The following is a 19,801-nucleotide window of genomic DNA, read 5'->3' on the forward strand; positions in this document are numbered from 1 at the left end:
ATATTTCAATCCCAACTGAATTAACCGATAATCCCCCCATTCACTGAACGTGAATAAATAGCAGGTACTAATTACCTAATTTTAACCTAGGTTATTTAATAATTGTCAGCTCAGAACTTTCCACTTTTCTGCTGAGCGACCACCCTTTATTAAACAATCAATCGCCCTTTTGGGTCTCGTTAATCACCATCAGGTGGGAAACTTAACCTCAAGGGAATAAAAAAGTGAGTTGTCCCCATGAATACGCCGAGTAAGTCCCTCCCTAAAACGGAATCAAGCAACACCTCCGCTTTTGCCTCTTTTTTGGAAAAGCAGTTCAAATTTAAAGCCCATAAAACCAATTTAAAAACCGAAGTCACAGCAGGTATTACCACCTTCGTTACCATGGCTTATATTCTTTTTGTTAACCCCGATATCATGTCTATTGCCGGCATGGACTACCAAGCAGTATTTGTTGCAACAGCCCTCAGTGCCGCAATCGGCTGTATCTTTATGGGGCTTTATGCGAATTGGCCAGTCGGCTTAGCGCCAGGCATGGGGCTAAATGCATTTTTCACCTTTGCGGTTGTCAAAGGCATGGAATATTCATGGCAAGTTGCATTAGGCGCTGTCTTTATCTCGAGTGTTATTTTTGTGCTGATGAGCGTCACTAGACTGCGCAGCTGGATTATTGACAGCATCCCACCGAGCTTACGTTATGCGATGACCGCAGGGGTTGGTCTATTTCTTGGCATTATCGGCTTAAAATCTGCCGGTATTATTACAGCGAGCCAAGCGACACTGGTTACAATGGGCGACTTTCATGATCCTAAAGTGGTACTAGGTGCATTCAGTTTTATTATCATTGCAGTATTAGCCTCTCGTAAAGTATTCGCTTCAGTGTTGATTGGGATCGTCACAATTACAGTGATCAGTACGCTAATGGGCTTAGTCAGTTTGCCCGATCATGCTGTATCTTTACCCACCGGATTATCAAAAACCTTCATGCAGATGGACGTGATAGGTGCATTTGATGTCTCTATGATCAGCGTTATTTTAGCCTTTTTATTTGTTAATATGTTTGATACAGCAGGTACCATTATCGGCGTCGCTGAGAGCGCACATTTTTGCAACAAAGAAGGTAAAATTGAAAATCTTAATAAAGCGCTCACAGCAGATAGTGTTGCTAGTGTGTTTGGTGCTGTAATTGGCTGTCCGCCAGTTACCTCATATGTTGAAAGTAATGCCGGTATCGCAGAAGGTGGGCGCACCGGATTAACGGCCGTTGTTGTTGGTCTATTGTTCCTCGTTGCCATGTTCTTCGCTCCGATAGCTCAAATAGTCCCTAGTTATGCCACTGCAGGTGCCTTAATTTATGTGGCGTTTCTGATGGTCGGTAGTTTAAGTAAGATTAACTGGGATGAGTTTACGGATTACGTGCCCGCGGCGATAACCGCTATTATGATGCCGCTTACTTATTCAATAGCTGATGGTATTATTTTAGGCTTCTTGTCGTTCACGCTAATTAAGCATGCAACAGGTCGCTCAAAAGATGTCTCCGTCGGTATGAATGTACTGGCAGTTGTATTCATTGCCAAACTGATCTTCATCTAACATTTAAATAAGCTGCGAGTCCACTTTAGGATGCTAACTCAGCGCACTATCAGATAATGCCAACTTAGTTACTTGCTCCACGGAGAGGTTCTTCGCTAAGTTGGCTTTTTCATCTCTAAATTAAACCTAAAACCCCATTATTTATAAAGAATGTCGGTTAACTCAACTTAATCCATCAAACATAACGCCAATAATAGAGGTTGCTGGTGTTATTTCCCACCCAATCATGGTAAAGCTCGACATCTCCATCGCTAATTCTGTATACTATGCGACCTAATTATTTACACTTTCATCGCACTTATTTAGATTTTTTATAGTCAAATAATCTGCCCATAAACACCTAGGAATACTTCTTTGATATCTACCGCGAACATCACTATGCAGTTTGGCGCCGAGCCGCTTTTTGAAAACATTTCAGCTAAATTTGGCAACGGTAACCGTTATGGTTTAATCGGTGCTAATGGCTGCGGCAAATCGACATTTATGAAAATCCTTAGTGGTGAGCAAGCGCCAAGCTCAGGTAATGTATCACTTGATCCCGGCGTCAAGATGGGCACATTAAGCCAAGACCAGTTTGCATTTGAAGAATATAACGTGGTCGATGTTGTGATCATGGGTGATACAAAATTATGGAAGGTGAAACAACAGCGAGATCTTATTTACGCCAAAGCAGAAATGACTGAAGCAGACGGTATGGCGGTTGCTGAACTGGAAAGTGAATTTGCAGAAATGGATGGCTATACAGCTGAAAGCCGAGCAGGTGAGATTCTTCTAGCGGCAGGTATAGAAGAAACGTTTCACTTTGGTCTGATGCGTCAAGTTGCACCGGGCTGGAAACTGCGAGTGTTACTTGCACAGGCACTGTTCTCTAATCCGGATCTTTTATTACTTGATGAGCCAACCAATAACTTAGATATCAATACCATTAACTGGTTGTCTGAAGAACTTAATAAACGTAAATGCACCATGATTATTATTTCTCATGATAGACATTTCTTAAACTCGGTCTGTACCCACATGGCGGATATAGATTACGGTGAACTGCGTATTTATCCTGGTAATTATGAATATTTTCTTGCCGCAGCTGGCTTGATCCGTGAGCAATTATTATCTGAAAATGCCAAGAAAAGTGCAGAAATTAATGAGCTACAAGACTTTGTCAATCGTTTTGGCGCGAATGCATCTAAAGCGAAACAAGCGAGCTCGCGCGCTAAAAAAATGGATAAAATAAAGCTTGATGATGTTAAATCATCAAGTCGTATGAGTCCTTCGCTTAGTTTCTCTGAAGGTAAAAAAATGCACCGGCAGGCATTAGTGCTGGAAAATATCGGCCATGGTTTTGATGACGAACTATTATTTGAAAAAGGCGAATTGATTCTAGAAGCAGGCGCAAAATTAGCGGTCATAGGCGAAAATGGTGTCGGTAAAACCACCCTATTACGTTGTTTAGTTAATGAACTACAAAATAATGAGGGTGTGGTTAAATGGTCTGAGAACGCAGTTGTTGGTTACTGCCCACAAGACAGCACTGCAGACTTTGATAATGACTTAAACATATTTGATTGGATTTCACAGTGGCGTACCACTAAGCATGATGATCTCATGGTGCGAGGTATATTGGGGCGCTTATTGTTTACTGCCGACGATGCCAATAAAAAAGCACGAAATTGTTCAGGTGGAGAAAAAAATCGTCTTCTATTTGGTAAGTTAATGATGCAAGATATTAACGTATTAGTGATGGACGAACCCACCAACCACATGGATATTGAAGCCATTGATGCATTAAATGATGCGCTAAAGGTTTATCAAGGCACCTTGATTTTTGTTAGTCATGACCGTGCATTTGTATCCTCATTAGCCACTCGTATCATTGATATTAAAGATAAAAAGTTAGTTAACTTTCAAGGTACTTATAATGAGTATCTTTCCAACCAATTTCGCATGTAACCGTTAGCCCCTTATCATCAATCAATATAAAGGTAACAGTCATCGATATGATGGCTGTCTAGCCTCCCATACTGTCCTAAATATTGAACTATTGGCACTGAAATAAACGCTGCTTCACAAACAAGTACATTATAAATTCTACAAATGTATACTCTTTGAGGAATTTTTTATTTAGTTGTACCTAGCCTATCTGTTTTATTATATTCTACAGTTGTAGAATATAAGCTAAATAGGCGCTATTTAATGACCATTGATAAGATAAAAAGAGAGGCTGGGAGGCCAAAAATAAAAGTGGATAACCGCGCTAAATTAATTACAGCGGCACTGCTATTATTTGTATCTGATGATTACGATAAAGTATCTGTACGCGCGATAGCTTCTCAAGCAGATCTAGATCCCGGATTAATTCGTTATTACTTCCAATCAAAGTTAGGTTTGTTTACTGCCATGATCAATGAGACAGTTGAACCCGTTACAAAACAGTTAAGCGCTATCGATCAAAAGTTAAATGCTTCCACCGCGGAACAATTAATGCAAATCTACTATCAGGTAATGAGTCAAAATCCGCATCTCCCCAAACTTATCTTTCGCATTTTAAGCATGAAAGAATCGGATGTTAATCAACAGCTAAAAGTTGTGCTTGAAAATATTTTTAAAGCACAAAACTTAACCCTGTTTTCAAGGTTAAAGGAGACCGGATTTTTACAAGCCGGCGTGGACCCTGTTTGCGCCCAATTAAGCTTTTTTAGCATGATGATATTCCCCTTTTTGATGCCCGAATTACTTAAATCAGCGCTAGGGATTTCAATAACCCCTGCCTTTATGCTGCAGATGGGCAAACAAAATAGTCAGCTTTTATGCCACGGCATGATAGCCACTCAAACAAACAGCAAGGACGACAACAATGACCATCAATAAAAAACTTTTTGTGATCCCGGGTATCGTCTTAGGGTTAGTGATTCTAATCGCTGCGATAGCACTAAAACCCTCGCCAGATCTGCAGTCAAACTATGATAACGCTCGTTTAGTTGAGGTCATTCCTTTAGTTAAAGAATCCGTGGCGCCAATTATAAAAGGCTTTGGACGTGTTGAGCCGATGCATACTTGGCGAGCGATTGCAGAAGTAAATGGTAAAATAAGTTACCGCCATCCTTTGCTTGAAAGCGGACGCATGCTAAAAAAAGGCACATTAGTCTTGGAAGTTGATCCGTTGCAATATCAATTAAAATCGACGCAGGCGCAAGCTAACTTAAATTCAGCTAAAGCTGGACTCGCCAAACTTATTCTGGAGCAAAAAAATCTTAATATTAATCTGGATATTGAGCAGCAGAAACTGGCATTGGTCAACCAAGAGTATCAACGAAATTTTGTCCTTCAACAGAAAAAATTAATTTCCAACTCCGCGTTGGAAAATCAAAAAAAAGCCCTCCTTGCACAAAAGATTCTCGTACAGACGCTGACAAACGCTCTGAATTTAATGCCTGATGATAAAAAAATACTTGAATCACAAATTAGTGTCAATCGGACTCTGTTTGAGGACAGCCTGCGTCAGTTAGAAAATACCCGTCTTAGCCTGCCGTTTGACGCTTATATTAGCGCCGTTAATATTGAGCAAGCACAAGCCGTCAGTAACGGAGAGCACTTATTTACAGCCGACCAAATTGGCACCGTGGAAATAAAAACAGCATTATCTGTACAGGATACCTTTATTTTAAGGGAAAGCCTTACACACCGAACGCCCGCGGCTGAATCAGGCTCAATTGAACAACTCAACCTCAAGGCCCAAGTATTACTGGAAACAGGTAATAAAAGCTATTACTGGCCAGCTAAGTTAACGCGCATTGACAATAGCCTTGATCCCGAGCAAGCCACCATAGATTTTTATTTACAGGTCACTCAAAATATCAACGAGCCAGATTTAAGTCTTCCCCTGCTTAGTAAAGGGATGTTTGTTAGCGGTATTATTGAAGGAGTGACCTCAGCACAATTCATGGTGCCCGAAAAAGCACTGCATGGTACTCAAATTTATATTATGGACGCGCAGCAAAAACTGCAAATCAAAACGGTACAGGTGCTCTTTCGCAATAACCAAGGCGTTGCTATTTCCGGTGAGTTAGATGAAGGTGAGCGGTTAATATTAAATGACTTAATTCCTGCAATACCCGGCATGAGCCTGAAGATAAATACGCCTGAAACCGCCATTAACGAGCAAGTGAAAGAGGAGATTGCACTTTGATCAAGCTATTTATACGCCATCCTACGCTGGCAAACCTGGTGATGTTGACATTTTTTGTCTTAGGGTTGAGTAGTCTAAGCAGCTTAAAACGAGAAACATTTCCTGAATTTACTCCTCCCTACATTATAGCTAGCGTTATCTATCCGGGCGCATCACCGGCAGAAGTTGAAGAAAGTATTTGTCTACGTATGGAAGATGCCATTGATGGCTTAAGTAATATTGAGGAAACTAAATGTGACGCACAAGAAGGCCGTGCTTCATTAACAGTGAAGCTTAATGAAGATGCAGATATTGGCCGCAGTTTAGTGGATATTCAAACTGAAATTAACGCCATTCAAGACTTCCCGAGTCAAATTGAAGCGCCGACAGTAAAAGAGTTGGATTGGGCAGAGCCTGTTGTCGATATTGCCATTTCAGCCGACATTAGCTGGCCGCATTTAAAAACCTATACGGAAGATTTAAAGCGTCGATTAAAGACAGAAGCTGGGGTAAGCCTTGTAAAAGTAGCCGGTTTTTCAGATCATCAACTACGCGTTGAGGTAAATGACGCGGATATTCGCCGCTTAGGACTTTCTGTTGCCGATATCGCCGCTAAAATAGGTCGGCAAAATATTAAAATGCCCGCGGGTAATATCGAACTTGCCGAGAAAAACTTACTGATCCGTTTCGATCAGCGTAAAACAACGGTGGCAGAAATAGGTCAGATTATTATTTCAGCTGATCCGCTAGGTGCCATTGTGCGTTTGGCTGATATTGCCACTATTGAAGATCTGTTTGAATTAGAAGAGGAGCATATTTTATTTAACGGTAAACCTGCTGCCATACTAAAAATACAAAAGAATAAAGCTGATGATGCACTGCGTATTAAAGAAAAAGTGCTGCAGTTTGTAGAACAAGAGCAGCGAGTGGCCCCTGTAGGAGTCACACTCACTCTGACCAATGATATGTCTTCGTTGCTACAGGACAGGCTGACTATGCTGCTAAGAAATGGTTGGCAGGGGATCATCTTAGTTTTTTTATCTATGTGGCTGTTTTTCTCACTACGTTATTCATTTTGGGTTTCTGCCGGCCTGCCCGTCGCATTTCTAGGTGGCCTTTTCCTAATGAGCCTGTTTTCCATATCGATTAATATTATGACCTTAGTTGGGCTCTTGATGGCTATCGGTATTATGATGGATGATGCGATTGTGATTGCCGAATCAGTCGCGGCGCATGTTGAAAAAGGGTTGCCAATAGATGAAGCGGTCAGCAAAGGCGTAGCAAAAGTCGCTCCTGGCGTTATTTCATCTTTTTTAACTACTATCTTTATTTTTGGCAGCCTGCTTTGGCTTGATGGTCAAATGGGACGAGTCTTATCGGCTGTACCGATGGTGCTGATTATGATACTCAGTATCAGCCTATTTGAAGCTTTTTTAATCTTACCCCATCATTTAAGTCATTCTCTCAACAGCAATAAAAAAGACACACACCCCGTCAAATTTAAACGCATTTTCTTAGCAAAATTTGAACATTTCAGAACCCATTCCTTAGTTAAAATGGTTACTTTTGTGGTTAAGTGGCGTTATGCCAGCCTAGGGCTAACCTTTGCCGCTTTGCTTATCTCATTTGCGCTACTTGCGGGCGGCGCGGTGAAATTTCTGCCCTTTCCTGAACTTGATGGCGATATTGCGGTGGCGCGCATTATTTTGCCCCCCGGTTCCACTCTGCAGCAAACGCAAGCAGTGGTCACCAAAGTCATTAGTAGTGCCAAGCGTATTGGCGACCAATATACAAAAAGCAATAATGAAACGTCACCATTAATTAAAGATATTACCGCACAATATAATTTTAATGCCGATGCGGGAGAAACAGGACCACATTTGGCCACCGTACGCTTAGATCTTCTCTCAGCGGAAACTCGCAACTCACTGATTGAAGCATTTTTAAATGATTGGAGAATCACTACAGGTGAGCTCGCTGCGCCTATTTCATTAGTTTTCAAACAACCAGCTATGGGCCCTGCTGGACGTGATGTTGAAGTGCGCCTGCAGCATAATGATTTACAACTCTTAAAAGAAGCGTCAATTGAACTGCAAACCTATTTAAGCCAATTCGCAGGGGTTAATGGCATTCTCGATGATATGCGGCCCGGTAAGGAAGAGGTATTAATCAAGCTTAAAGCGGGCGCTGAAAACTACGGTGTAGATGGTCAAGCAATCGCCTCACAACTTCGCAGCGCCTACTTTGGTCAAACTGCAGATGAAATTCAATCTGGTCCTGAAAGTATTGCTATTGTGGTTCGCTTAAATAAAGGTCAAGCAAGCGATCTGCACGCATTAGCTAATTTCCCAATTATGCTTAGCAATGGCAAACAGCTTCCGCTGAGTGCCGTTGCATCTCTTGATTCCCAGCGTTCATTTGTCCGTATACAACGCATTGAAGGGCAGCGCACTGTGACGGTGATGGCAGATATTGATAACCGCAAAGCCAATGGCGCTGAAATCATTAGTAAAATGCGCAAAGATTTCATCCCTGAATTACAGCGTAAATTCCCGAGATTGGGGATTGATTTCGAAGGTGCATCTAAAGAGTCAGCTAAAACTGGCGCATCATTAATGAAAGGTTTTATTATCGGTTTGTTCGGATTGTTTGCTATTTTAAGCTTTCAATTTAGAAGCTATCTTGAGCCTTTGGTCGTTATGTTGGCTATTCCACTGGCATTAATTGGCGTTTTTTGGGGACACTGGTTAACAGGTTATAATCTCTCCATGCCCTCTATTTTAGGGTTTATCTCGCTCGCGGGGATTGTTGTTAATGACTCTATCTTATTGGTGCAATATATCCGCCATCACCTTGATATCGGAGATGACATTTTGGATGCGGTGGTAAGAGCCAGCCGCGACCGATTCCGCGCAGTATTTTTAACTTCACTGACCACGGCTGCTGGTTTATTACCCTTACTGTTAGAAACGAGCCTGCAGGCACAAGTTGTTAAACCTATCGTAATCTCCATTGTGTTTGGTATTTTTACTTCGACCCTGCTAGTGCTATTTATTATTCCAAGTGCCTATGCCGTACTTGCCGATTTTGGTTTAGTACGAAAACATGAGACTTTAGATTAAAATTTGTTTTTTTAAAGTGCCGCTTTTGTGTATTTAAGGTAACCTCGCCACCAAGAAGCAGCTATTGCTTATTGGTAGCGAGTTGCTTTGAACTGCGAATAACGATCAACACGTTATGACCTTATTTAACAAGACTACGTATACAAAACAACGACTAATAAATGATTTGTAAATACAATTAGCATTTAGCGGTTTTGAGCTATAAGATCTCGATAGAATTTAGTTAGGTTAACTATAATTAAGGAATATACGTATGAAAGTTTCAGTAAAGGTTGTTTTAGCATCATCGTTAGTACTGCTGTTGGCCATTAGCAGCCTTTCTTGGTTACAATATCGTGAAGTAAAAGAGACGCTACAACACCAGTCAAGTAGCATGATTGAAGAATCGAGCAATGCCTTAGCTCAGCAAATAACCCATTGGTTATCCGGCAAATTGGAAGTGGTCGATCTTGCTGCACAAGTAATAGATAGCAACTTTAATAGTAAACAAGTACAACAAACTTTTAACGCTAAGATACTTAAAGATAATTTTTTACTTGTATTTGGCGGCTTAGATACAGATGGTAAAGCGATTAGCAATGATCCCGAATGGCATCCAGAAAATTGGGATGCGCGAGCGCGTCCTTGGTATGCCGTAGCAAAAGACGCTAACCAAGCAATGATTACCGAGCCTTATATAGACTCTACATCGAAAGACATCATCATCTCAGTAGTCGCCAATCTTTCAGATAAAGGCGAGTTTAAAGGTGCTTTTGGTGGCGATCTTAGTTTGCAAACCGTCTCAGATGCTCTTAATACGCTTACCTTTAATAATGCAGGTTATGCTTTCCTTCTTACTAAAAGCGGCAATATTATTAGCCACCCGAATGCAGATTATAATGGCAAAAACTATGACCAATTATTTGCAGGAAAGAGCATAGCTTTAGATAAAAAAGTTCAAGAAATAGAGGTAAATGGTCAAACTCAGTGGGTTAGTTTTACCCCTCTTGAGGGCCTAAGAGGAATGAATTGGTATATTGGTGTCGTTATTGATGCTGATGTCATAATGGCAGACACTTATGCGATGGGTTGGCATTCATTTATAGGTGCACTGATCAGTTTGGTTATTGGTGTTATTGTCCTAGGCAGTTTGATGCAGACTATTTTAAAACCAATCGGTCTTTTGTCGCAATCCCTATTAGCTATCAATAGCGGTAACGGCGATTTAACTAAACGCTTACCTATTATTTCACAAGATGAATTTGGCGATCTAGCAACGCAATTTAATATTTTTGTTGAAAACCTGCAGTCCATCATCATCAATGTTAAAGATCTCGCTGCCAATGTTGGCGAAAGTACAGATAAAGTCAGCAATGAATCAGAAAAAGCTTCGTTGGAACTACAGCAACAGTTGACCGAACTCGATCAACTTGCCACAGCAATGAATGAAATGGCCTCAAGTGCCGTAGAAGTTGCTAAAAATGCACAGGTTGCAGCTCAAGCAGCTGGCACTGCCGATAAAGAAACCGCAAATGGAGTGGCGGTCGTCTCCCATGCAACACGCTCGATTAATGAATTAGCAGAACATATGGAAGTTGCCGTTGAGTCTGTTGTTGAACTTGCTAGATTTAGTAATAATATTGAATCTATCTTGTCTGTGATCACCAGTATCGCGGACCAAACCAACCTGCTCGCACTCAACGCGGCGATTGAAGCGGCAAGAGCGGGCGAATCAGGACGCGGATTCGCTGTTGTTGCAGATGAAGTTCGCTCTCTAGCTTCTAGAACACAACAGTCAACACGTGAAATTCGCTCGATGATAGAACAATTACAATCAGGTGTTCAATTGGCTGAAGATAAAATAAAGCACAGCCGCGAGGCTGCGATAACAACCGCTGAAGAAGCAAGCCGAGCAAACGATACTTTGGAGATGATTCGCGTCGCTATTTTAGAGATTAGTGATATGAATATACAAATAGCATCCGCGGCAGAAGAGCAGTCCGCTACATCAGAAGAGATTAATCGTAATACAACGAATATACGCGATATCAGTCAAGAAGTTGCAAGCGGCGCTCATGAGCAGGTCAAATATGCACAATTGATGAAAGAACAGATGAAAAAACAAGATCAACAACTCAATAAATTTAAAGTTTAAAGTTTAAAGTTTAAAGTTTAAACAGCAAGGTAAATCGCATCTCAAATAAGCGTTTAATACACGCTTTATTGAGATGCGATTATAAATCAACAAAACCGTTAATAGATAGTGCAGTTAAACGTACCCGTCAAATCCTAGGCTCCTCCATAAAAATCATTCATATCAAGCTTTATTGCTAATATTTGGGTATTATGCTGAGCAAACTAAGCTGCTTTAAAAAAAGTAGAAATCACAACGTATAAGGTTTATTTATGGCAAGGCAAGTAACTTACCTCTTTAAAGGTAAGCGTAAGACAATTCAATTTTCATATAATGTATTTCATGATCTGTATGAAGCCGTCGCAGATGCAGAAGATGTCGATTTAAAAAGTTTTCTCGCAATGGAGAAGCAGTTAGCCTTAAGCTGTCGTGGTCAGGGAATTGTAAAAAACTTTCGTCAAACAGAATTTACCCGTATGGGTTTTTCTGACATAAAATTTGTTCGCGATGAAGAAACATTACCTGTTGAAATAAAAAAACACAACACTAAGCGTGGCTAAATAGACGCATATTATTTAATGCGTATTTCACTCTTATTGGTATAACTTAAGATTGAATAAACGCATGTTATTGCCTCATTCTAAGCGCATTTCGGATCACAATATTGCTCGATTATACTCTCTATAAAACGCTTCTGCGTAGAATAGGACATTTGCTCCCAAATAAGATAGCCTTATGTTAAACAGTACTAACGTCATGGACAATAGGATGAATATTGTCACCCTTACATGGCCTATTTTTATTGAAATATTACTGCGTACAGCACTCAATACCAGCGATGTATTTATGCTCAGCGGCTACTCTGATAAAGCAGTTTGAGCTGTCGGTGTTATTTCTCAAATCACCTTTTTTCTTATGATCATATCGATGATGGTTAGCACCGGCACCAGCGTTCTTATTGGGCAATATAATGGTGCAGCCCGCCATAACGATTCTGCCAATATCGCCGTCGCGAGTATTTATCTTGGTATCTGTATGGGCATTATACTAGGTGGCATTGCTTTTTTTGCTTGTGGCACAATTATTGGTCTATATGGTCTTGAATATCAAGTTGCACAATTTGGTTATGACTACCTGCTGATTAGTGGATCTTTTACCATTACAGTCACACTAGGAATTATATTCTCGACTATTTTGCGCTGTCATGGTTATTCAAAATCCCCCATGTTTATTAATCTGTTCGCAGGTCTTATCAATATTATAGGTAACTACTGCGCATTATATCAACCCTTCGGGCTACCTGTTTACGGTGTACAAGGCGTCGCAATTGCCACTGTGTTGAGCCAGCTGATCAGCGCTGTTTTATTATGGTATATGTTGCGCTACAAAAACATCACATTACCGATGGCGAGTTTCTTATCAATTCCTTTCCTTTTCTATAAAAAGATATTGCGCATTGGCGTCATGAATGCGGGTGAAATGCTTTCTTATAACCTCTCGCAAATGGTGGTTATCTACTTTGTAGTACAAATGGGCACTGCCTCGTTAACGGCATTTACCTACGCACAAAATATAGCCCGTCTATCTTTTGCTTTTGCCTTGGCGATTGGTCAGGCAAGTCAAATTCAGACCAGTTATTTTATCGGCAAAGGTTGGATTAATGAGATTTTAATACGTGTCCAAAAATACTTTGTTATCGCCCTGATCTCATCAATCAGTATCGCTTTGCTGATCTATTTATGTCGTTTTCAAATAATCGATATTTTCACTCAAGATCCTCAAGTAGTCATGCTCACGGCGGGTTTGATCTTCGGATCTATTTTCCTAGAAGCAGGCCGAGTCTTTAACTTAGTATTTATTTCTTGCCTCAAAGGTGCCGGTGATATTAATTTCCCAGTTAAAATAGGCATTTTAAGCATGTGGGGAATTAGCGCATTTCTAACCTACTTATTAGGGATCTATTTTGGCTTCGGTGTTATTGGTGCATGGGTAGCAATTGCCGCAGATGAATGGCTTAGAGGGGTTATTATGCTGCTACGTTGGCGATCCAAAAAATGGACGCAGTTTACGTTAAGTTAGGCTGATCAGTTTGCTCAATGAACACTTATTTTGTGTCTGTATTTTGGTAGAAGTCGAGATCAAACAACTTATCGCTAATACCCCAAAAACGCCCCTTTTTACGGGCAATAATAATATCAGGTGGACGCAGGCGATGCTGGTTGTTAACAATCTTGGTCGCTGCGGTATGGGTAAATGGACGGTGTCTGTCGACTAGATGCGTGCTAATAAATTTTCTTATAAATTCTGTTTTATGCTTTTTTGTAGATAGAGGCCATACCTCATTAATCTCTGCACCTTGATCACTGATGTAAGTGACTTTAAGCTGTGCTTTAGCAAACTTATTCTTACCCGCTTGCAAACGCAGATCAACACATTTCATAATCAGCGCATCTTTTAGCTTAAGTGCGTCGCGTAATTTTTTGTCCGGATCCACCAACTGATGATCACATTGATGGCAACGCCGAGCCGCAATATCATTATCAGCACCGCACATTTCACAAAATTTTGCCCGAAAACGGTAACCACAAATGTCACGTTCACCGTTTTCTTTTTCACAGTAACCTTGGCACTGCCTACCGTAATGTTCAATCACAAATCCAGCAGGATCTAATTTCCCCCAGAAGTTATTATTAAAACGACAAGCGGGACAAGGTATTGTCACCATTTCGCTGTCACTATTGGGCCGAGTCTCTCCCACTTCAGGCTGGTATAAGTCATAACAATTGCCCGCAAATTCCATCACTAGACAATCTTTTTTTCCGTCAAATAAACGTAAGCCACGACCCACAATCTGCTGATATAAGCCAATAGAGGCAGTCGGGCGCAAAATAGCAATTAAATCAACATGAGGCGCATCAAAGCCCGTGGTTAATACAGACACATTTACTAAGTATTTTATTTTCATCGTTTTGAAATCATCAATAATCGCTGCACGTTCATCAAGTGGCGTATCACCAATCACCAATGCCGCACTTTCACCAGCGAGATAGCCCATGATCTCTTGTGCATGACTGACGGTCGAGGCAAAAATCATCACACCACGTCGTTCAACAGACGTTTCGATCACCTGCTTAATAATTTTAGGCGTAACTCGAGCCGATTTTTTGACCACATTATCGAGTTGTGCTTCTTGATAATGGCCCGTTGATGAGGGTTTTAAGTGCGAAAAGTCGTACCCCATTACCGCCATATCGAGCACTTTTGGCTCAGTAAGAAATTTTTCTTCAAGTAGGAAGCGAATCGGCAGATCAAAAATGCAATCACGAAAGAAGCGTTTTTCCTGTGTGCGCACCTGTCCACGCGTATGGTATTGATAAATCCAGCCAAGTCCAAGGCGATAAGGTGTGGCGGTTAGTCCGAGAATCTTAAGCGCTGGGTTTATCGCTAGTAGGTGGCTAACAACCCGTTGATAAGCACTATTTTCGTCCTCTGGTACTCGATGACACTCATCTATCACCAATAAAGAAAAGGCTTGGTGAAATTGATCTAAGCCATTAATTATTGACTGTACAGAGGCGAAAACAACTTGCCGATCAGTTTCTTTTCGGCCCAATCCAGCGGAGAATATAGAAGCTTTTAAATCGTAGCTTTCATATTTACTGTGGTTTTGTTCGACAAGCTCTTTTACATGCGCAAGCACTAACACGCGACCTTTCGCTAAGCGTGCTAATTCTGCAATAATAAGACTTTTACCCGCCCCAGTGGAAAGCGCTAAAACAGCAGGTGAGCTATGTTGACGAAAGTAATGAATGGTCGCGTTGACGCTGTCTTGTTGATAGGGACGAAGCGTATACATAGGTAACTCAATTAATGCGTGATGAGAGGGAGTAAAAGCAAAATAGCAGAATCTATTAGATTAATATTTTGCTTAAGTTGATATCTATAAAATAGTTACTTATTTTAGCGCCTGCTTAAGCGCATTGATAATCGTGTCAGGTTTACCTAAATATAAAGCATGATTAAGTAACTGCGCATCATTACCCACTACTAACAACAAGGCTGGAAACGCTGCTGTGCCAATAACATCCCGTATTTCAGTAATATCTGATAAAGTATATTGTGCTGCATCGCTTAACTCCGTCTTAAACACCTTATTCGGCGGAGATAATTTAAACTCTTCGATAATATGATTAAAATCGTGTTTACACCCTAAAGGGTTGCCCTCAACAAAATGCGCTTTTTGTAGCGCATTTAAGACCATCAATGCTTTCTCTGGTTGCTTACTCTGTAACCAAGCCATTAAATTAGCCGTAATAATAGAACTTTTAGGGCTGTCAGCAAAACGAATATGCTCTTGACCAAATTTAACCTTGCTTTGCTTAGCAGCCGCCTCTACTTGCAGATGGCCAGCACAATCGCTACCATCATAGTGAGCACAATGCCAAAGATGAATCATCATCTCTGGGTACGCCTTTTCAAGAGAGTTGATCAGCGCAGTACTCGCATAACTCCACGGGCAATGAGAGTCGTAAATAAAATATAATTCAGTGGTCATACAATAGCGCCTTTGATATTAAGTAAATGCTTACAATAATAAATAAAATAGCCGCAATATACAATTAACAATTATGCTGCTGAACGCCATGAAAACCTTATGTACTTGTTATTTATTATTAATAATCAACATGATAGGATAAAAAGCATTTGCTAGTATGCTTTATTCAGGAAATAGAGAGTTCGACTGTCGTTTATTTATACTCAAACGGCCTCAAGAAACTCCGCAGAGTAAAGCAAAGCAATAATTTTAACCTTTAGGCATTCGCTGACTTTAATCATAAAGTCAGCTCGGCACAGCAAGATTGGCACCAGTACTTATCGCGTTATTGATTATTTGAGCTTACTAAAAAATAAACTTCCCGTACTTTGCCTTAAAATGCGTTTATGTATGCTGGCTTTAACTTGTGTTTATTGACGACTTCTTTACAATAGCTTTATTATTCAAACCCAAGAAAAAAACAATGAACAGAAAGAAAAAGTTAAACAGTATTCTCGATAAACGTATCAAAAAAATGAATGCGAAAAAGAGTACAACCCATAAAGTGAAATATATTTCAAAAGCGGAACGAGCCAAATTAGAAGCGCAGGAATACGAGTTGGTTTTAGAAAATGAAGTGACGACTGCAGAATAATCATTAAAATTGCATAAGTATTCTACATTTATCTTTCTTATGGTCAAAAAACAGTTCACTTTTCATTACTAGATTGATATTCTATAAACAATTAAATTAAAGAGATTTATGTAACCATGAAAAAAGTCATTCTGAAAGCACAGCACCACCATCATATTAGCTAATCTTTCAGGATTTTATTCTTGGAAGAGGTTTTATGTGCTTCCAGAGGTTACCACAAAAATTAACCCCCGGAAGGCAAACCTCCCGAGGGTTTTTTAGTTTTTAAGGCAAGGAAATGACTATGTCAGAGCAACGTTTAAGAATCGCAATACAGAAAAAAGGTCGTTTAAGCGACGATACCGTTAAATTATTAAAAGCATGTGGTATTAAAGTCAATTTAAACACCCAGCGTTTAATTGCCCACAGTGACAATATGCCGATTGATATCCTGCGTGTACGCGATGATGATATCCCCGGTTTGGTAATGGATGGTGTGGTTGATTTGGGTTTTATTGGCCAAAACGTACTTGAGGAAGAAAGTATGATGCGTGCAGTAGCTCACGAGCCTACGGCACACAAAGTGGTTAAAGAACTTGCATTTGGTGAGTGTCGTTTTTCCCTAGCTGTTGACAATGACTTTGATTATAAAGGTGTCGAGTCTTTGGCCAATCTCCGCATTGCAACTACTTATGTGCATATTCTTAAACGTTTTATGAAACAAGCAAAAGTGCCTTATACCGCTTGTATGTTGACCGGTTCAGTTGAAGTCGCGCCACGTGCAGGACTAGCTGATGCAATTTGTGATCTCGTTTCAACGGGCGCAACACTCGAAGCAAACGGCTTAAAAGAAGTTGAAGTTATCTATCGTTCAACTGCCGTTTTAATGCAACGCGATAAGCCATTAAGCACCGAAAAGCAGAATTTAGTTGACCGTATATTGACACGTATCGATGGCGTACAGACGGCTAAAGAAAGTAAGTATATTATGTTGCATGCACCAAAAGCTAACCTAAAAGCAATTAACAACTTACTGCCTGGCTCTGAACAACCGACAGTATTAGCCCTAGCAGGTCGTGATGATCACGTTGCTTTGCATGTGGTGAGCAAAGAGAATCTGTTCTGGGAAACAATGGAACAACTAAAAGCATTAGGCGCAAGCTCTATCTTGGTTTTACCTATTGAAAAAATGATGGAGTAAAAATGCAAACGGTTAACTGGTCAGATTTATCAAGTGAAGCACAGCAGCAGTTGCTTTCTCGTCCAGCAATGGCAGACTCTGCAGCGCTTTCAAATACAGTAGCAGAAATAATCACAGCAATTCGAAACACAGGTGATAGCGCCTTACTCGAATACACTAAACGCTTTGACAAACTTGAAGGCGATAACTTCAGCAAAACAAGTGAAGATATTGCGCAAGCCACTGCGCGTTTAGGCGATGATATTAAAAACGCGATCACAACGGCTTATCAACAAGTGGTTAAGTTCCATCAAGCGCAAGTGCAAGATGTTATCCGCGTTGAAACAATGCCTGGTGTAGTTTGTGAAATGCATACTCAAGCAATTGAGTCTGTTGGTTTGTATATTCCAGGAGGCAGTGCACCACTACCTTCCACGGTTATTATGACCGGCGCGCCCGCACAAATAGCAGGTTGTTCTCGCCTGGTTTTGTGTTCACCACCACCACTGGCTGATGAAATATTATATGCTGCATCACTTTGTGGCGTGCACGAAATATACACAGTAGGCGGTGCACAAGCGATTGCAGCATTAGCTTATGGCACACAAACTATTGCCCCCGTAGATAAAATATTTGGGCCAGGTAACGCATTTGTAACTGAAGCAAAACGTCAAGTGAGTAATGATTTTGCAGGTGCTGCTATTGATATGCCTGCTGGACCTTCGGAAGTGTTAGTGATTGCGGATAAAGATGCAGATCCTGCTTTTATCGCTGCTGACCTTTTGTCTCAGGCTGAACACGGACATGATTCACAAGCGATTTTAGTGACGCCATGTGCAAAGATTGCAGCCCAAACCGTCATTGAAATTAACAAACAGGTTGCGCTATTAACGCGCCGTGAAATCGCTGAAAAAGCACTTGCACACAGCGTCTGTATTGTTTGTGACGATCTTCAACAGGCAGTTGAAATATCCAACCGCTACGCACCTGAACACCTGATTGTACAGACTAATGAGCCGCGCGCGTTACAAACTAAATTGCGCAATGCAGGCTCCATTTTTTTAGGTGCTTGGACACCCGAATCTGTTGGTGATTATGCAAGTGGTACCAATCATGTCTTGCCGACCTATGGCTATACACGGACTTATTCAAGTTTAGGTCTGGCAGACTTTGTAAAACGTTATACTGTCCAAGAACTCAGCGCTGATGGGCTGCGTAATTTAGCGCCAACAGTGACTTGTCTTGCCGATGCAGAAGGATTAACCGCACATAAGCGTGCTGTGACCATCCGTATCGATAAATTGAATAAATAAACAATATAACTGGGGCGCAAGTAAGCAGACTCTGCGCCCCCCACATTCAATCATTGTTAGCTAGGGAAGATAGAAACAGATGAGTGATATAAAATACCTCGCCCGTGAAACAGTACAAGCATTAACACCTTACCTTTCTGCACGCCGTATTGGTGGTAAAGGCGATGTATGGTTAAACGCCAATGAAGCCCCTGACTGCAGCGAATACCAATTAGATTCCAGCAAACTTAACCGCTACCCTGAATTTCAGCCCCCGCAGTTAATCAGTGCTTACGCAAACTATGCCTTAGTTAAAAAAGATCAACTGTTATGCACGCGTGGGGCTGATGAGAGTATTGAGATCTTGATTCGCACTTTTTGTGAACCCGGGGCGGATAGCATTTTAATTTGTCCTCCCACATACGGCATGTACGCTATTAGCGCAGAAACGTGCGGTGTGGCAATTCAGGAAGTGGCACTTGATAGCAATTTTGATGTTGATTACTCCGCCGTTGAACGTGCAGTCAGTAAACCCACTAGTCAGGTTAAAATCGTCTTTTTATGCGCCCCGAATAACCCCACAGGTAATATGCTCGACAAACAAAAATTAGTTAACTTATTACAAGCAACAAAAGGTAAAGTCTTAATTGTTGCAGATGAAGCTTATATTGAATTTTGCCCGGAACTGAGCCAAGTTGATTTAATTGCACAACATGAAAACTTAGTGATCACCCGTACTTTGTCTAAGGCATTTGCGCTAGCGGCTATCCGCTGTGGTTTTACACTTGCGCAAGCCTCCGTAATTGAATTGCTATCGAAAGTCATTGCTCCTTATCCCGTACCAGCTCCTATTGCACAAATTGCCACTCAAGCACTTTCAGAAAACGGCTTGCTGGTCATGAAAAAACGAGTTGATACACTTAATAATAATCGTCAGCTGTTACAAACGGGTCTTAAAAAAATTGCTTGTATTACGGAGATATTTCCAGCGACAGGTAACTATATACTGGTTCGTTTTAAAGACTCAGCAAAAGTATTCGCAGCATTTGCTAAAGATGGCATTATCATGCGTGACTTTGCCAGCAAAGCTCGTCTTGAAAACTGCATCCGCATTAGTATCGGTTCAAAAGCTGAAATAGAATCGACTTTAACTACTTTAAATTCGCTATAG

At 40.9% G+C, this 19,801-nt stretch carries 15 protein-coding genes and 1 other annotated feature; of the genes, 13 read left to right on the top strand and 2 right to left on the bottom strand.

Annotated elements, in window-relative coordinates; all coding sequences use genetic code 11:
- Window positions 1-237 precede the first annotated feature (237 nt).
- The 9 genes from KSO91_RS05220 (at window position 238) to KSO91_RS05255 (ending at window position 13,069) form a co-directional block, all read left to right on the top strand.
- Complete coding sequence (locus KSO91_RS05220) at window positions 238-1,593, top strand: NCS2 family permease (protein WP_238741891.1); 1,356 nt, start codon at window positions 238-240, stop codon at window positions 1,591-1,593.
- Window positions 1,594-1,947: 354 nt separating this feature from the next.
- Entirely contained in the window at window positions 1,948-3,540 is a 1,593-nt protein-coding gene (locus tag KSO91_RS05225) for an ABC-F family ATPase (protein WP_238741892.1), read from the top strand.
- A 243-nt stretch (window positions 3,541-3,783) separates the two neighbouring features.
- A complete protein-coding gene (locus KSO91_RS05230; RefSeq protein WP_238741893.1) occupies window positions 3,784-4,458 on the top strand; it encodes a TetR/AcrR family transcriptional regulator in 675 nt (224 codons plus the stop codon).
- Window positions 4,445-5,776 carry an efflux RND transporter periplasmic adaptor subunit gene (locus KSO91_RS05235; RefSeq protein ID WP_238741894.1) on the top strand — a complete coding sequence of 444 codons (1,332 nt, stop codon included), beginning with the start codon at window positions 4,445-4,447 and terminating at the stop codon, window positions 5,774-5,776. Before KSO91_RS05230 ends, KSO91_RS05235 begins: the two co-directional genes overlap by 14 nt.
- Window positions 5,773-8,877 carry an efflux RND transporter permease subunit gene (locus tag KSO91_RS05240; RefSeq protein WP_238741895.1) on the top strand — a complete coding sequence of 1,035 codons (3,105 nt, stop codon included), beginning with the start codon at window positions 5,773-5,775 and terminating at the stop codon, window positions 8,875-8,877. The genes KSO91_RS05235 and KSO91_RS05240 overlap by 4 nt, the downstream gene beginning before the upstream one ends.
- A gap of 253 nt (window positions 8,878-9,130) precedes the next feature.
- On the top strand, window positions 9,131-11,011 hold the full coding sequence (locus KSO91_RS05245; protein ID WP_238741896.1) for a methyl-accepting chemotaxis protein: 1,881 nt from the start codon (window positions 9,131-9,133) through the stop codon (window positions 11,009-11,011).
- A gap of 251 nt (window positions 11,012-11,262) precedes the next feature.
- The gene (locus KSO91_RS05250) at window positions 11,263-11,550 is read left to right on the top strand and encodes a DUF2960 domain-containing protein (RefSeq protein WP_238741897.1); all 288 of its coding nucleotides are present in this window, start codon (window positions 11,263-11,265) and stop codon (window positions 11,548-11,550) included.
- Between the two features lie 175 nt (window positions 11,551-11,725).
- Entirely contained in the window at window positions 11,726-11,869 is a 144-nt protein-coding gene (locus tag KSO91_RS17750; protein ID WP_338049739.1) for a hypothetical protein, read from the top strand.
- 12 nt (window positions 11,870-11,881) lie between these two features.
- Window positions 11,882-13,069, top strand: a complete 1,188-nt coding sequence (locus KSO91_RS05255; RefSeq protein ID WP_338049741.1) for an MATE family efflux transporter — start codon at window positions 11,882-11,884, stop codon at window positions 13,067-13,069.
- A gap of 25 nt (window positions 13,070-13,094) precedes the next feature.
- On the opposite strand, the gene radD is transcribed toward KSO91_RS05255, so the two are convergent.
- On the bottom strand, window positions 13,095-14,846 hold the full coding sequence (gene radD / locus KSO91_RS05260) for a DNA repair helicase RadD (protein WP_238741898.1): 1,752 nt from the start codon (window positions 14,844-14,846) through the stop codon (window positions 13,095-13,097).
- A gap of 99 nt (window positions 14,847-14,945) precedes the next feature.
- A complete protein-coding gene (locus tag KSO91_RS05265; RefSeq protein ID WP_238741899.1) occupies window positions 14,946-15,545 on the bottom strand; it encodes a thioredoxin domain-containing protein in 600 nt (199 codons plus the stop codon).
- A 463-nt stretch (window positions 15,546-16,008) separates the two neighbouring features.
- Between KSO91_RS05265 and KSO91_RS05270 the strand changes: the two genes are divergently transcribed.
- The 4 genes from KSO91_RS05270 (at window position 16,009) to hisC (ending at window position 19,801) form a co-directional block, all read left to right on the top strand.
- Entirely contained in the window at window positions 16,009-16,179 is a 171-nt protein-coding gene (locus KSO91_RS05270; RefSeq protein WP_238741900.1) for a DUF2986 domain-containing protein, read from the top strand.
- A 139-nt stretch (window positions 16,180-16,318) separates the two neighbouring features.
- Window positions 16,319-16,441, top strand: a sequence feature (His leader region).
- Between the two features lie 21 nt (window positions 16,442-16,462).
- The gene (gene hisG / locus KSO91_RS05275) at window positions 16,463-17,359 is read left to right on the top strand and encodes an ATP phosphoribosyltransferase (RefSeq protein WP_238741901.1); all 897 of its coding nucleotides are present in this window, start codon (window positions 16,463-16,465) and stop codon (window positions 17,357-17,359) included.
- Between the two features lie 2 nt (window positions 17,360-17,361).
- Window positions 17,362-18,651, top strand: coding sequence for a histidinol dehydrogenase (gene hisD, locus KSO91_RS05280; RefSeq protein WP_238741902.1), 1,290 nt, complete (start codon window positions 17,362-17,364; stop codon window positions 18,649-18,651).
- Window positions 18,652-18,730: 79 nt separating this feature from the next.
- Window positions 18,731-19,801 carry a histidinol-phosphate transaminase gene (gene hisC, locus KSO91_RS05285; protein ID WP_238741903.1) on the top strand — a complete coding sequence of 357 codons (1,071 nt, stop codon included), beginning with the start codon at window positions 18,731-18,733 and terminating at the stop codon, window positions 19,799-19,801.

The organism is Psychromonas antarctica (assembly GCF_022267535.1).
Taxonomy (GTDB): domain Bacteria; phylum Pseudomonadota; class Gammaproteobacteria; order Enterobacterales; family Psychromonadaceae; genus Psychromonas; species Psychromonas antarctica.